The organism is Pseudomonas sp. BB438, assembly GCF_057180225.1.
In genome coordinates this window covers 2,030,941-2,045,643 of record NZ_CM170001.1, presented here as the reverse complement: position 1 = coordinate 2,045,643, position 14,703 = coordinate 2,030,941, and the positions used below count along the sequence as shown (strand labels likewise).

11 protein-coding genes and 1 pseudogene are annotated in these 14,703 nt (G+C 66.6%); 2 read left to right on the top strand and 10 right to left on the bottom strand.

Annotation, left to right across the window (positions count from 1 at the left end; all coding sequences use genetic code 11):
- Window positions 1-161: 161 nt before the first annotated feature.
- The 5 genes from AC1ZV1_RS09595 to edd all read right to left on the bottom strand — a co-directional run bounded on the left by AC1ZV1_RS09595 (window position 162) and on the right by edd (window position 5,943).
- The gene (locus tag AC1ZV1_RS09595) at window positions 162-527 is read right to left on the bottom strand and encodes an endonuclease domain-containing protein (RefSeq protein WP_484296499.1); all 366 of its coding nucleotides are present in this window, start codon (window positions 525-527) and stop codon (window positions 162-164) included.
- A 252-nt stretch (window positions 528-779) separates the two neighbouring features.
- Window positions 780-2,201, bottom strand: coding sequence for an ATP-binding protein (locus tag AC1ZV1_RS09590; RefSeq protein ID WP_484297533.1), 1,422 nt, complete (start codon window positions 2,199-2,201; stop codon window positions 780-782).
- Between the two features lie 19 nt (window positions 2,202-2,220).
- Window positions 2,221-2,955, bottom strand: a complete 735-nt coding sequence (locus AC1ZV1_RS09585; RefSeq protein WP_081518033.1) for a response regulator — start codon at window positions 2,953-2,955, stop codon at window positions 2,221-2,223.
- Window positions 2,956-3,001: 46 nt separating this feature from the next.
- On the bottom strand, window positions 3,002-4,000 hold the full coding sequence (locus tag AC1ZV1_RS09580; RefSeq protein ID WP_484296497.1) for a glucokinase: 999 nt from the start codon (window positions 3,998-4,000) through the stop codon (window positions 3,002-3,004).
- Between the two features lie 116 nt (window positions 4,001-4,116).
- Window positions 4,117-5,943, bottom strand: coding sequence for a phosphogluconate dehydratase (gene edd / locus AC1ZV1_RS09575; RefSeq protein WP_484296496.1), 1,827 nt, complete (start codon window positions 5,941-5,943; stop codon window positions 4,117-4,119).
- 128 nt (window positions 5,944-6,071) lie between these two features.
- On the opposite strand from edd, the gene gap reads away from it, so the two are divergent.
- Window positions 6,072-7,076, top strand: coding sequence for a type I glyceraldehyde-3-phosphate dehydrogenase (gene gap, locus AC1ZV1_RS09570; protein WP_484296495.1), 1,005 nt, complete (start codon window positions 6,072-6,074; stop codon window positions 7,074-7,076).
- 265 nt (window positions 7,077-7,341) lie between these two features.
- Here the strand turns inward: gap and AC1ZV1_RS09565 are convergent, their stop codons facing one another.
- Window positions 7,342-7,524: a DUF1289 domain-containing protein gene (locus AC1ZV1_RS09565; RefSeq protein ID WP_253442973.1), complete on the bottom strand. Its 183-nt coding sequence runs from the start codon at window positions 7,522-7,524 to the stop codon at window positions 7,342-7,344.
- Between the two features lie 32 nt (window positions 7,525-7,556).
- Here AC1ZV1_RS09565 and AC1ZV1_RS09560 point away from each other — a divergent pair, with 32 nt between their 5' ends.
- Complete coding sequence (locus tag AC1ZV1_RS09560) at window positions 7,557-8,480, top strand: hypothetical protein (RefSeq protein WP_484296493.1); 924 nt, start codon at window positions 7,557-7,559, stop codon at window positions 8,478-8,480.
- A 59-nt stretch (window positions 8,481-8,539) separates the two neighbouring features.
- On the opposite strand, the gene bglX is transcribed toward AC1ZV1_RS09560, so the two are convergent.
- The 4 genes and pseudogenes from bglX to AC1ZV1_RS09540 form a co-directional block, all read right to left on the bottom strand.
- Window positions 8,540-10,837 (bottom strand): beta-glucosidase BglX, encoded by a 2,298-nt coding sequence (gene bglX, locus AC1ZV1_RS09555; RefSeq protein ID WP_484297532.1) that lies wholly within the window; start codon window positions 10,835-10,837, stop codon window positions 8,540-8,542.
- Between the two features lie 217 nt (window positions 10,838-11,054).
- Window positions 11,055-12,095: an SMC-Scp complex subunit ScpB gene (gene scpB, locus AC1ZV1_RS09550; RefSeq protein ID WP_484296492.1), complete on the bottom strand. Its 1,041-nt coding sequence runs from the start codon at window positions 12,093-12,095 to the stop codon at window positions 11,055-11,057.
- A gap of 212 nt (window positions 12,096-12,307) precedes the next feature.
- Window positions 12,308-13,066, bottom strand: a pseudogene (locus AC1ZV1_RS09545) (segregation and condensation protein A); the annotation flags it as partial.
- Between the two features lie 377 nt (window positions 13,067-13,443).
- Window positions 13,444-14,658, bottom strand: a complete 1,215-nt coding sequence (locus AC1ZV1_RS09540; RefSeq protein WP_484296491.1) for a tryptophan--tRNA ligase — start codon at window positions 14,656-14,658, stop codon at window positions 13,444-13,446.
- Between the last annotated feature and the right edge of the window lie 45 nt (window positions 14,659-14,703).

Below are 14,703 nucleotides of genomic sequence, written 5' to 3'. Positions count from 1 at the left end.
CGGCCCACCACCCTCTCCCCCGCCCTCTCCCAGAAGGGAGAGGGAGTTGTCCTCTGCCGTGCCAGGTGTGCAGTTCGCCTGATGCGGTCGCAGCTTTCAACTACCAACGGGGGCCGGCTGACGCAGAGGCCTCGTCTAACTCCGAGCGGCCCCCTCTCCCTTCAGGGAGAGGGTTGGGGAGAGGGAAAAGCGTCCCCATCGATCGCCAGGCGTATTGCCTCCAGCACCGAATCCATCTTCAACAACACATCATGATTCCAGAACCGGAGCACCGTGAAACCCTTGCTCTTGAGCCAAGCATCACGCTCACGGTCGGTGAAAGAATCCAGATGCTGCCCACCATCCAGTTCGATGATCAACATGCGTTCGTGACAAATGAAATCGACGATGTAAGCCCCGATGACTTTCTGTCGGCGGAATTTGAGACCGAGGAAGCGGTGGGCGCGCAGGTGGTGCCAGAGAGCTCGTTCGGCTTCGGTCTGGTCGGTGCGGAGTTGTTTGGAGAATTGGGTGAGGCGGGATGACATTGGCGGAGCTCCAGAGGGAGTACTGCTGGAGGCTAGTGCCTCGGCCCACCACCCTCTCCCCAGCCCTCTCCCTGAAGGGAGAGGGAGCTTTCCGAGCCGCCTGTAGGCCCATGCGCTTGCGCAGACAACAGTGTCAGGCTGACTCGTTCGTTACCACTTGCTTCGAACAGTCCCCTCTCCCTTCAGGGAGAGGGTTAGGGAGAGGGGCGCAATAACCAGGCACTCCGGAGCGGCCGAGAGAAACCAACCGCCCTATTCCACCGCCAACCGCGGCAACCTCAACGTCACCCGCAATCCACCCTCACGGCGATTCTGCAGAGTGACTTCCCCTCCATGCGTATGCGCAATGTTGCGCGCAATGCCCAGGCCCAGCCCATAACCCTGCCCGCGTTCGGAGAGACGGAAGCGCGGCTCGAAGACTTTTTCCAGGCGCTGCTCCGGCACGCCGGGGCCCTGGTCGTCGACGTGCAGGACCACCGCGTCGGGATCATCCTCGATGCTCAGCTGGGCGCGACCGCCGTATTTCAGGGCGTTGTCCAGCAGGTTGCCGATACAGCGCTTGAGCGCCAACGGCTTGCCCGGATAGGGCTCCAGCGCCGCGCCCAGGACCTCGACGCGGCCATCGGCGATATAGGGCCCGGCGACGTATTGCAGCAACTGGTTGAGGTCCACCGGCTCGACGTTCTCGTGGATGTCGGTGTCCTTCACGCATTGCAGCGCGCCCTTCACCAGCAGCTCGAGTTCGTCGAGGTCGTGGCTGAACTTGTCCTGCGCCTGCTCGTCCTCCAGCAGCTCCACGCGCAGGCGCAGGCGGGTGATCGGCGTGCGCAGGTCATGGGAGATGCCGCTGAACAACTGGGCGCGCTCGTTGACGTAGCGGTCGATGCGCTCGCGCATGGTGTTGAAGGCGCGGGAGACCTCCACCAGTTCGCTCGCCCCGCTCTCTTCCAGCGGTTGTTCCTCGCCGCCCAGGGCGATGTCGCGGGCGGCGCGGGCCAGGCGCTTGAGCGGGCGGCTCTGCCAGTGCACCAGCAGGCCGGTGAACAGCAGCAGCAGGAGGCTGGTGAAGACGATGGAGATGACCTGCTGCGGTGGCAGGCCCTCGGGCTCCAGGGTGACATAGGGCGCCGGCATCAGGCTGGCGATGTACAGCCACTCGCTTTGGCCGATGCGGATCTGCGTGACCAGCACCGGCGGGTTCACCGGCTCCAGGGTCAGCGCGTAGTGCGCCCAGGAGCGCGGCAGTTCCTCCAGCTTCAGTTCGCCGTTGAACAGCCGCAGGTCGTCCGGGCTGACGAATTCGACCTGCAGCTCGACGTCCTTGCCCAGCTTCTGGTGCAGCACGTCCTGCACGATGTCGATCACCGCCTGCTTGTTGGTGGTGTCCGGCAGCGCGCGCAGGTTCAGCGGGCGTTCGTTGAGCGAGACGAAGAAGCGCGTGCCGCCCATGCTGCGCAGCTGGTCGAGCACCAGCGGGCGGTAGCCGATGGGCAACGAGCGGAAGTAGCTGACGCTGGCCGCCATGGAGTAGGCCAGGCTGCGCGAACTGGTGAGCAGGCCATCGCGCTGGCTGGTGCGCAGGTGGGAAATCCAGAACAGGCTCGACAGCCCCTGGGCGATCAGCACCGCCAGCAGGGTGAGCAGCAGCATGCGGCCGAGCAGCGAGCGCGGCACCAGGGCCCGGCGGCGGCGTTCACTCATGGCCGGCGAGGTGTGGGCGAACCTGGGCGGCCAGCAGGTAACCGCTGCCGCGCACGGTCTGGATCAGCCGCGCCGGTTTCTCGGTGTCGCGCAGGCGCTGGCGCAGGCGCGACACGGCCATGTCGACGATACGCTCCAGCGGCATCACCTCGCGGCCTCGGGTGGCGCTGGCGATGGTGTCGCGATCGAGTATCTGCCGGGGATTGTCGAGGAACAGCTTGAGCAGGGCAAAGTCGGCGCCGCTGAGGAAATGTTCCTCGCCGTCCTCGTGGAACAGTCGGTGGCTGATGGTATCCAGCCGCCAGTCGTCGAAGGCGATGACTTCGCCACCGCGGACCTGGGTGAACTGCGCGCGGCGCAACAAGGCCTTGATCCGCGCCAGCAGTTCACGGGGGCTGAAGGGTTTGCCGAGGTAATCGTCGGCGCCCAGCTCCAGGCCTACCACGCGGTCGGCCTCATCGGAACTGGCGGTGAGCATGATCACCGGCATGCAGGCATGGCGCTGGTGCGAGCGAATCCAGCGACACAGGCTGAAGCCATCCTCGTCGGGCAGCATCACATCGAGGATCGCCAGGGCGGCGTCCTCGTCGCACAGCGCGCGGCGGAAGCTCTCACCATCGGCCACGCTGCGCACCTGGAAGCCGGCGCGACTGAGGTAGGTTTCCAGCAGCTCGCGGATTTCCTGGTCATCGTCCACCAGCAGGATGGATCGGGCAGGCTGGTTCACTTCGGGCGTCCTTTGTTTTTGTTGTTTTCAGGGGTGAAACGCTAAGTCAGCCTTCGTTGCGTAGCGCCTGTTCCAAGGCGACGCCGGCGCCGAACAGGCCCGGATGATCCGCCGTCATGACCCACACCGGCACCGGATCGAGGTACGGCCCGCTGGTCTTGCCACGGGTACGGAACGCCTCGGCGAAGCCGCTGCGCTGGAAGCGTTCAAGGAAGCGCGGGACGATGCCGCCGGTGATGTACACGCCACCCAGCGCGCCGACCGTCATCACGGCATTGCCGGCGACCCGCGCCAGCCAGATGAAGAAGTGCTCCAGCACCGAGTCGGCGTAGGCATCGCCGGCCATGGCGCGCTCGCCGATCTCGGCGGCGGTGGCGCATTTCGGCTCCACGCCATCGAGCTGGCAGCTCATGCGGTAGAGGTTTTCCAGGCCGCTCCCGGAGAGCACACGCTCCGCCGAGACGTGGCCGTACTTCTCGCGCAGCAGTTGCCAGAGAGCGAAATCGCGCTCGGAGGTTACCGGCAGGTCGACGTGGCCGCCTTCGCAGGGCAGCACGTCCCAGCCGCCACCCGGCAACGGCATCAGGCTACCGACGCCCAGGCCCGTTCCCGGACCGATGATCAGCTTGGCGCGGCCTTCCAGCGCCTTGCCGGGGCGCACCTGCACCAGGTGCTCTTCCGACAGCCGCGACGCAGCCCAGGCCATGGTGCTGAAGTCGTTCACCAGCAGCAGGTGGCTCAGGCCCAGGTCAGCGCGGAAAGCGTCGCGCTTGATCACCCAGTGGTTGTTGGTGAACTTGAAATCGCCGGCGCCGACCGGCCCGGCACAGGCCAGGCAGACATTCTCGACGGCAGACAACGGCTGGCCTGCGCGCTGCAGGTAGTCGCGCACGGCGTCTTCCGGACGCGGGTAATCGGCGCACGCCAGGACCTGGATGGACTCGAGGACTTCACCGCGCCACAGGGCGAAGCGGGCGTTGGTGCCGCCGATGTCGCCGACCAGGGCGAAACCGTTGGAGGAGGACTGAGCATTGTTGGAGTTCATTGCGGGCTCGGGCCTGGAAGTGGGTTGGAAGGTGGCGGCGCGGGATCATGCCAGCATAGGACAGCGCCGGAAACGCCCCGTGCGACCGGCAGGCAGCCACGTCGCACGGGAGCGGGTCAGTTTGCGCCGTTGAGCTCGGCAGTGAAGCTGCAAGCCCCCTGCTCCGCCGGGCTGAAGGCATTGCGCATGAAGGCGAACAGTTCGCGGCCCATGCCAAGGTTATCAATGGCCGGGGTATCGACGAGCGGACGGGCTTCCCACTCCGCCGCATCCACCAGCACGCGCAGCTCGCCCGTGGTGCCGTCGACACGCACCACGTCGCCGTCACGCAGCCTGGCCAGCGGTCCGCCGTTGAGCGCCTCCGGGGACACGTGGATCGCCGCCGGTACCTTGCCGGAAGCACCGGACATGCGCCCGTCGGTGACCAGCGCCACCTTGAAGCCACGGTCCTGCAGTACGCCGAGGAATGGCGTGAGCTTGTGCAATTCCGGCATACCGTTGGCGCGCGGGCCCTGGAAGCGCACCACGGCGACCAGGTCACGCTCCAGTTCGCCGGCCTTGAAGGCGGCGGCCAGGCTCGACTGGTCGTGGAAGATGCGCACCGGGGCTTCGACGATCTGGTGTTCCGGCGCCACGGCGGACACCTTCATCACGCCGCGACCGAGGTTGCCTTCCATCAGGCGCAGGCCGCCTTCGGGAGAGAACGGCTTGTCGATGGGGCGCAGGATGTTCTCGTCCAGGCTCGCCGCCGGGCCTTCGCGCCAGACCAGCTTGCCACCATCGAGGAAAGGCTCCTGGATATAACGACGCAGCCCTTTGCCGACCACCGTCTGCACGTCTTCATGCAGCAGGCCGCCGTCAAGCAGCTGGCGGATCAGGAAGGACATGCCGCCCGCCGCCTGGAAGTGGTTGATGTCGGCCTGCCCGTTGGGATAGATGCGCGCCAGGGTCGGCACGACTTCGGAAAGGTCCGCCATGTCCTGCCAGGTCAGCTGGATGCCGGCGGCCTGGGCGATGGCCAGCAGGTGCAGGGTGTGGTTGGTCGAACCACCGGTGGCCAGCAGCGCCACCACCGAATTGACCATGGCCTTCTCGTCGATGATCTCCGCCATGGGCACGAACTGGCCGTTCTCCGGCGTCAGGCGCGCGGCCTGGCGTGCGGCTTCGCGGGTCAGCTCGTCGCGCAGCGGGGTGTTCGGGTTGACGAAGGACGCGCCCGGCAGGTGCAGGCCCATCACTTCCACCAGCAACTGGTTGGTGTTGGCGGTGCCATAGAAGGTGCAGGTGCCCGGCGCGTGGTAGGAGGCCATCTCCGAGGCCAGCAGCTCCTCGCGGGTCGCCTTGCCCTCGGCGAACAGCTGGCGTACCGCGGCCTTCTCCTTGTTGGAGATGCCGGTGGGCATCGGGCCGGCGGGCACGAACACCACCGGCAGGTGGCCGAAACGCAGCGAGCCGATCAGCAGGCCGGGGACGATCTTGTCACACACGCCCAGGCACAGCGCCGCATCGAACATGTTGTGAGACAGCGCAATGGCCGTGCCCATGGCGATCACGTCCCGACTCGCCAGGGACAGCTCCATCCCCGGCTCGCCCTGGGTCACGCCGTCACACATGGCCGGCACGCCACCGGCGAACTGTCCGACCGAGCCGATCTGCCGCAGGGCGTCCTTGATCAGTTCCGGGAAGCGCTCCAGCGGCTGGTGCGCGGAGAGCATGTCGTTGTAGGCGGAAACGATGGCGACGTTGGCCTGATTCATCAGCCGCAGCGCCTGTTTGTCGGAATCACCACAGGCCGCGACGCCGTGGGCGAGATTGCCGCAGGGCAGCGTGCCGCGGTGCGGGCCCTTGGTGGCGGCTGCCTTGACCAGGTCGAGGTAGCGCTGTCGCGTGGCCGCGCTGCGGGCCTGGATACGCTGGGTGACTTCAAGCACACGGGCGTGCATGGCAGCATTCTCCTACAGACTAACAGTTGTTGTTTTTACAACATAATCATCGATTACTAGGCGTTTACTTTTCTTCGATGGCGAAATTTAATGATTTTTACCACAACAAGAGAAAAGAGACGATATCCATGACGATACGCCTGGCAATCAACGGTTTTGGCCGCATCGGTCGGAACGTACTCCGCGCGCTCTACACGGGCCCCTACCGCCAGCATCTTCACGTGGTGGCGATCAACGACCTGGGCGACGCCGCGATCAACGCCCACCTGTTCCAGTACGATAGCGTCCATGGTCGATTCCCCGGCCGTGTCGAACACGACGCCGAAAGCCTCAGGGTAGAGGGCGACCGCATCGCCGTCACGGCCATCCGCAACCCGGCCGACTTGCCGTGGAAAGCCCTGGGCGTGGATATCGTGCTGGAGTGCACCGGTTTCTTCACCTCCCGCGACAAGGCCGCCGCGCACCTGCAGGCCGGCGCGCGACAGGTGCTCATCTCCGCGCCCGGGCAGGACGTCGACGCCACGGTGGTATTCGGCGTCAACGACGGCATCCTGTGCGCGGAACAGCGCATCGTCTCCAACGCCTCCTGCACCACCAACTGCCTGGCGCCGGTGGCCCAGGTGCTGCACCGCGCGCTGGGCATCGAGCACGGGCTGATGACTACTATCCACGCCTACACCAACGATCAGAACCTCTCCGATGTCTACCACAGCGACCCGTACCGGGCGCGCTCGGCCACCCAGTCGATGATCCCGACCAGGACCGGCGCCGCCGAGGCGGTGGGCCTGGTATTGCCGGAGCTGGCGGGCAAGCTGACGGGCCTGGCGGTGCGGGTGCCGGTGATCAACGTATCGCTGGTGGACCTCACGGTGCAGGTCGCCCGCGATACCAGCGCCCAGGAGGTCAACGCGCTGCTGGAGCGCGCCAGCGAGGGTTCGGCGGTCCTCGGCTTCAACCGCCAGCCGCTGGTCTCGGTGGACTTCAACCATGACCCGCGCTCGGCCATCGTCGACGCCAGCCACACGCGGGTGAACGGCCGGCTGGTGAAGGTGATGGCCTGGTATGACAACGAGTGGGGGTTCTCCAATCGCATGCTGGATACGGCGCGGGCGATGGTTCTGGCGCGGGGGTGAGGGCTGCGTCCACGTTCTGCCCTATAGAAAGCCAGCGCCGGGACTGCTGCATTTCCCTTTACCCCCCTCTCCCCAGCCCTCTCCCCAGCCCTCTCCCTGAAGGGAGAGGGGGCCATCTGAGTGGGGTCTGGAAACTGAGTCAGCCGGAAACGTCGTTTGCGCAGTGGGCGATGAAGCGACCGCGCTCGCCGAACAGTCCCCTCTCCCTTCAGGGAGAGGGTTAGGGAGAGGGCATACCACGGCGCGGCGCCCCAGGAAATGCCATTCAGCGATACAGCCTTTTCCCCTGCGCCTCCAGCACCAGCAGGCGCATGTCCGCCTCGGCCAGGATCGCCTCCTGGCCCAGGTGGTCGACGCGCTTCCACGCCTTGATTTCCTCGCGACTGCGGCCGCAGCCCAGGCAGATGCCCTCGTCGAACTCGCAGATCTTGATGCACGGACTCTTCACGGACTTCCTCTCGACTCGGTGGGTGAACGTCAGTGGACCTGCACAATGGACACCCGCGCGGCGCCAAGGTCCAACTCGATTTCCCCATCGCCGCCATCGACCCGGCCAATCGACGCGCTAGAATCCGCCGTCCACGCCGTCCACGCCGTCCGGCCTCGCTCATGCTCGCCCTCAAGCTCACCCTGGTTCCGCTGTTCCTGCTGCTGGTGTCCCTCTCCGGACGCTGGTGGGGACCGACTGTCGCCGGCTGCCTCGCCGCCCTGCCCGCCATCGCCGGCCCCATCCTCTACCTGATCACCGTGGAGCACGGCCGCGATTTCGGCGCCCAGGCCGCACTGCTGGCACTGGCAGCGATCTTCGCCTCGGAAGCGTTCAACCTCGCCTATGCCTGGCTGTGCCGGCGCCACGCCTGGCCGCTGGCGCTGAGCGGCGCGATGCTTACCTGGCTACTGGCAGCCTGGGGCCTGACGCAGCTCCCCGCTCAGCCTTTTTCAAGGGCAGCTGTCTGGGCGCTGATCGCCGCTGCACTGGGCGCGCTGACCAGCCAGTTGTTCATGCCCCGCGCCGAGCTGCCCGGCACGGTCGCTGCCTTGGGCCGCTTCGAACTGAGCCTGCGCATGCTCGCCGGTGCGCTGCTCACCCTGGCCGTCACCGCCCTCGCCGGCCGGGCCGGGCCGAGCTGGAGCGGCCTGCTGGCGGTGTTCCCGCTGCTCTCCATCGTGCTCTGCGTGTCGTCGCAGCGGCTGCACGGCGCGGGCTTCGTCATCGCCCTGCTGCGCGGCATGGTCACCGGGCGCCCGGCCTTCGCCGCGTTCTGCCTGTGGCTGGCGCTGCGCCTGCAGGACAACGACACCTTGCCCAGCTTCGCCGAGGCGGCGCTGCTGTCCGTAATGGTGCAAGGGGCGGTGCGCTGGCTGATCGGGCTCCGATCACGCAAGGCAGCCAAGGCCGCCTGAACGAAAAACGCCACGGCTGATCCAGCCGTGGCGTTTTCGTTTGCAGCAGCGCGTGTCGCTTAGAGCAGCGTGAAGCTCTGCTCCTTCACGTTGTCCGAATCCAGGCCGACGTAGACCTTGAACTCGCCCGGCTCCGAGGCGTAGCGCAGCTGGCTGTCGTAGAAGCGCAGGTCTTCCTCGCGGATCGGGAACTGCACCACCTTCGACTCACCCGGCTGCAGCAGGATCTTGCTGAAGCCCTTGAGCTCCTTGACCGGGCGGCTGATGGACGCGGCGACGTCGCGCAGGTAGAGCTGCACGGTGGTCTCGCCGGCGACCTTGCCGGTGTTCTTCACGGTTACGCTGGCGGTCAGCTGGTCACCCTTCTTCATCTTCGCGGCCGACATCTTCACGTCCGAGACGCTGAAGTCGGTGTAGCTCAGGCCGTAACCGAAGGGGTACAGCGGACCGTTCTGCGAATCGAAGTAGCGCGAGGTGTACTTGTTCGGGTGCTCGTGGTCGAACGGACGACCGGTGTTCAGGTGGTTGTAGTAGATCGGCACCTGGCCCACCGAACGCGGGAAGGTCATGGTCAGCTTGCCCGACGGGTTGTAGTCGCCGAACAGCACGTCGGCGATGGCGTTGCCGCCTTCGGTGCCGCTGAACCAGGTTTCCAGCACGGCGTCGGCGTTGGCGCTTTCCCAGCGCAGGTCCATCGGACGGCCGTTCATCAGCACCAGCACCAGCGGCTTGCCGGTAGCCTTGAGGGCCTTGAGCAGCTCGATCTGGCTCTGCGCGATGTGCAGGTTGGTCTTGCTCGACGCCTCGTGGGCCATGCCCTGGGATTCGCCGACCACGGCCACCACCACGTCAGCCATCTTCGCCTTCTCGACCGCTTCGTCGATCATGGCCTTCGGGCTGCGCGAGTCGACCTTCACGTCGTCGCTGTACTCGTTGAGGTATTTGACGATCTCCGGATCGTCGGTGACGTTGGCGCCCTTGGCGTAGAGCAGCGCAGCGTGGCCGCGGGTGGCGGCGCCCATGCCCTCGAGCACGGTCACGGCCTGGAAGGCCTTGCCGGCGGCGGACCAGCTGCCCATCACGTCGCGCTTGCTGTCGGCCAGCGGGCCGATCAGGGCGATCACGCCGTCACGCTTGAGCGGCAGCACGCCGCCCTGGTTCTTCAGCAGGACCATGCCCTTGCGTGCGATCTCGCGGGCGTCGGCGCGGTGCAGGCGCTCCTCGGCGTCGGTATCGACCGGGTCCTTGCCCTGCAGGTAGCGGTACGGGTCCTGGAACAGGCCCATGTCCCATTTGGCGGCGAGCACGTCACGGCAGGCGCGATCGATCTCGTCCTGGCTGATCAGCCCGGCCTTGAGCAGCTCGGGCATGTGCTTGCCGTAGAGGTCGTCGTTCATGTTCATCTCGACGCCGGCGTTGATCGCCGCCTGGGTGGCGTCGCGCTCGGTGGCGGCCACGCCGTGCTTGATCAGTTCCAGCACCGCACCGTGGTCGCTCAGGGTCAGGCCCTTGTAGCCCCACTGGCCGCGCAGCAGGTCCTGCAGCAGCCACTTGTTGGCGGTGGCCGGCACGCCGTTGATGCTGTTCAGCGAGACCATCACCGCGCCGGCACCGGCATCGATGGCGGCGCGGTACGGCGGCAGGTAGTCCTGGAACATGCGCTGCGGGCTCATGTCCACGGTGTTGTAGTCGCGGCCGCCTTCGCCGGCACCGTACAGGGCGAAGTGCTTGACCCCGGCCGTGATGGTGTCCGGCTGGTTCAGGCCCTTGCCCTGGTAGCCCTTGACCACCGCGGCGGCAACCTTGCTGGTCAACCAGGCGTCTTCGCCGAAGCCTTCGGAGACACGGCCCCAGCGCGGATCGCGGGCGATGTCGACGGTGGGCGAATAGGTCAGGTTGAGACCGTCGGCGCTGGCCTCGATGGCCGAGACGCGGGCGCTGCGCTCGATGGCGGCCAGGTCCCAGCTCGCCGCCAGGCCCAGGCCGATGGGGAATACGGTGCGATGACCGTGGACCACGTCATAGGCGAAGAACAGCGGGATCTTCAGGCGGCTCTTCATGGCCGCATCCTGCAGGTCGCGGATGCCCGGACGGACCACGGTGTTGAACACCGCCCCAGTAGTGCCCTCGGCGATTTCCTTCAGCAGTACCGGCTTGGGATGGTCCGGCCCGACGCTGACCAGGCGCAACTGGCCGATCTTCTCTTCCAGCGTCATGCGCTGCATCAGGCTGTCGAGGAAGGCTTCCTTGGACTGGCCGGCCAACGGCACGGCGGGCGCGTCAGCAGGCGCCTGGGCGGCGGAAAGCGAAGCGCTGCTCAGGCCCAGCAGAAGGCCGAGCCAGCAGATACGGCTGATTGGAGTTCTTTTCATATGGGTACTCAGCAGCCTGCGCGAGGCGCCAGGCCACTGTGGAATGTTGTCGAGAGACGTCGTCAGGGCGGTTGATCGGGCGGCATCCCCGGGTGTTGCCGCCGGCGCCTTGCGAACGCGGCACATAAGGTCGTCGCGCCGACGGCGGAAGTCAATCACCGAACGGCTGGAAAGCTTCGGTCAGATGCGCCAAAGGCTGGGCTCAATGGTCGCGATTGCGCGCGTTGAACGCCATTTCCTCGAGCATCGCTTCGCGCAGGGCGCGCTCTTCGTCCCACTCGTCTTCCTCGGGAGCGGACGGTACAGGGACCGGCGGTGGTGCGGCCGCTTCGGGCTCGCCTTGCGTTTCAGGCCGGGCGGACACGTCGGCCTCGCCCTGCAACTCGACCTCCGGCAGCGCATGCACGCCGCTGAAGTCGGCATCCACGCCGGTGTCTTCGTCGTCGCTCGGCGGGCGGTCGATCAGGTCGTCGAAGTCGGTCTTCAGGCCCTGCTCCATCTCGTCCAGCTCAGCGAGCAGGCTGCGGAAGCTGGTCTCTTCCTTCGGTTCCTCCGGCGGCGCGGGCTCCGGCTCCTCGCCGGCATCGCGCACGGCCTGGTCGGCCAGGGCCTGCAGCGACGGCGGCACATAGTCCTCGTCGTACTCCTCGGGGCTCGGCAGGCTGGCCACCGGCGCCATGTCCTCGAGGATCGGCTGCGGCTCGGGCTCCATCAGCTTCAGCTCGGCCAGCGGCGGCAGGTCTTCCAGGCTCTTGAGGTTGAAGTAGTCGAGGAAGGTACGCGTCGTGGCGAGCATCGCCGGGCGGCCGGGGACTTCGCGGTAGCCGACGATGCGGATCCACTCGCGCTCCATCAGCGTCTTGACGATCTGAGTGTTCACCGCGACGCCGCGGATCTCCTCGATCTCGCCGCGGGTGATCGGCTGGCGATAGGCGATCAGCGCCAGGGTCTCCAGCAGCGCGCGGGAATAGCGCTGCGGGCGCTCCTCCCAGAGCCGGCCGACCCAGGAGGCGAACTTCTCGCGCACCTGCAGGCGATAGCCGGTGGCGACTTCCTTCAGCTCGAAGGCCCGCCCGGAACAGGACAGGCTCAGCACCGCCAGGGCATCACGGAACTGCTGCGGCTCGGGGCGCTCGGCCTCCTCGAACAGCTCGCCGAGGCGATCCAGCGACATGGGCTTGCCGGCAGCCAGGAGGATGCCTTCGAGCAGGGTCGCCAGTTCTTGCGGGTCGGAGAGATTCATCGGGAGCTCGGGTCGGGGTTGAAGGTTTCGCCGTTCAGGCGGGAAAGCTACTCAAAGCGTGGCGCCAGGGCAACGCTGGCGGATCAGAGCGGCTCGTCTTCCGCCCCGCCGCCCAGCGCCTGGTCGAGCGCTGCCTCGCCTTCCGGGCCGTCGAAATGGCCGTCCTCGAAGGACAGCTCGGCCGGCGGTTCCTCGCGCGGCTCGAAGACGTCTTCGTCGCCCTCTTCCAGCGCGTCTTCCGACGTTTCCCCGAAGCGTGCGGCGCCCTCCTGCACTTCCGTGCGGGCGCGGACATGAATGGGCGCGAAGGCTTCGTTCTGCACCAGTTCCACCAACTGTTCCTTGACCAGCTCCAGCACCGCCATGAAGGTCACCACCACGCCGAGCTTGCCCTCCTCGACGCGGAACAGGCTGATGAAGGGCACGAAACCCTCACCTTTCAGGCGTTCGAGGATCTCGGTCATGCGCTCGCGGGTGGAGAGCATCTCGCGGGTGACCTGGTGGCTTTCAAACAGGTCGGCGCGGCGCAGCACCTCGGCCATGCACAGCATCAGTTCCTGCATGTCCACTTCCGGCAGCAACCGGCGCGCCCGCGCATCCGGCGCGGCGACGGTGGGCACCACGTAGTCGCGACCCAGGCGCGGCAGCTCGTCGAGGTCCTCGGCAGCCTTCTTGAAGCGCTCGTACTCCTGCAGGCGGCGGATCAGCTCGGCGCGCGGGTCTTCCTCTTCTTCCTCGGCCTCGGCCGAGCGCGGCAGCAGCATGCGCGACTTGATCTCGGCGAGCATGGCGGCCATCACCAGGTACTCGGCAGCCAGTTCCAGGCGCACCGACTTCATCAGTTCGACGTAGCCCATGTACTGGCGGGTGATCTCTGCCACGGGGATGTCGAGGATGTTGATGTTCTGTTTGCGGATCAGGTAGAGCAGCAGGTCGAGCGGGCCCTCGAAGGCTTCGAGGAAGACTTCCAGGGCGTCCGGCGGGATGTACAGGTCCTGCGGCATCTCCGTCAGGGCCTCGCCGTAGACGAGCGCCAGCTGCACCGGCACCTGGTATTCAGGGGCGGCGGAAGGGGCTTCCGGCTCGGTCAGGTCACTCATCGGCCACTCGTCAGGCGCTGGGATTCGAAGGCGGCATTATCCCTGCTTTTGCCGGTGGCGCGAGGGGCTTTTGGCTCAAGGGATGGGCGGTGTCACATCATTGGCAGGCCGTGCTCTAACAGAAAGCATCGCGGCGGAATCGGTTCGGTTCGGCAGCCCCCCATGTGCGGTGCTCCTTGCAGGAGCGCGCCAGGTGCACGATCGCGGGCATGGCCCGCTCCTGCACCATCAGTTGATCCGCACACCCGTCAGCGGTACGACAGCCCCATGGCATGCCGCACTTCCACCAGCGTCTCGCGCGCGGCCTCGCGGGCGCGCTCGGCGCCTTCGGCGAGGATGCTGCGCACCAGCTCGGGGTTGTCCTCGTAATCCAGCGCGCGCTCCTGGATCGGCGCCAGCTCGTGGAGGATCGACTCGATCAGCGGCCGCTTGCAGTCCAGGCAGCCGATCCCGGCACTGCGGCAGCCTTCCTGCACCCACTGGCGGCAGCCGTCGTCGGAGTAGATCAGGTGCCACTGCCACACCGGGCAACGTTCCGGGTCGCCGGGATCGCGGCGGTGCACGCGCGCGGGATCGGTGGGCATGCGCGCGATCTTTTCCTCGATGTCCGCCGGGCTGTCACGCAAGGCAATGGTGTTGTGGTGCGACTTGGACATCTTCTGCCCGTCCAGCCCCGGCATCTTCGGTGCGTGGCTGGTCAGGGTCTGCGGCTCGGGCAGCAACACGCGGCTGCTGCCCTCGAGGTAGCCGAACAGTCGGTCACGGTCGCCCAGGGTCAGGCTCTGCTGCTCCATGAGCAGCGCGCGGGCGGTTTCCAGCGCCTCGGCGTCACCCTGCTCCTGCCAGGCGCGGCGCAGGCTGCTGTAGAGCTTGCCGGTCTTCTTGCCCAGGCGGGCGATGGCGGTCTGGGCGCGGTCCTCGAAATCCACCTCGCCGCCGTAGAGGTGGTTGAAGCGGCGGGCGATCTCGCGAGTGAATTCGACGTGGGCGAACTGGTCCGACCCCACTGGCACCAGGCCTGCCCGGTAGATCAGGATGTCCGCGGCCTGCAGCAGCGGGTAGCCGAGAAAGCCAAAGGTGGAGAGGTCCTTGTGGACCAGTTTTTCCTGCAGCTCCTTGTAGGTCGGCACGCGCTCCAGCCAGGACAGCGGGCAGATCATCGACAGCAGCAGGTTCAGCTCGGCGTGCTCGGGCACCTGAGACTGGATGAACATCGTCGCGGCGCTGGGGCTGACGCCCACCGCCAGCCAGTCGATGGCCATGTCGCGCACGTGCTGGCGGATGCTGGCGGTCTCGTCGTACTCGGTGGTCAGCGCATGCCAGTCGACGATGGAGAAGTAACATTCGTACTCGTGCTGCAGTTTCACCCAGCTCTGCAGCACGCCGTGGTAATGCCCCAGGTGCAGGCGCCCGGTGGGGCGCATGCCGGATAGGACACGGCGCAGGGATTCGACGCTGGTCAAGCGATCAACCTCGCGGATTCAGCGATGGGACGAGGGAGTATAGCC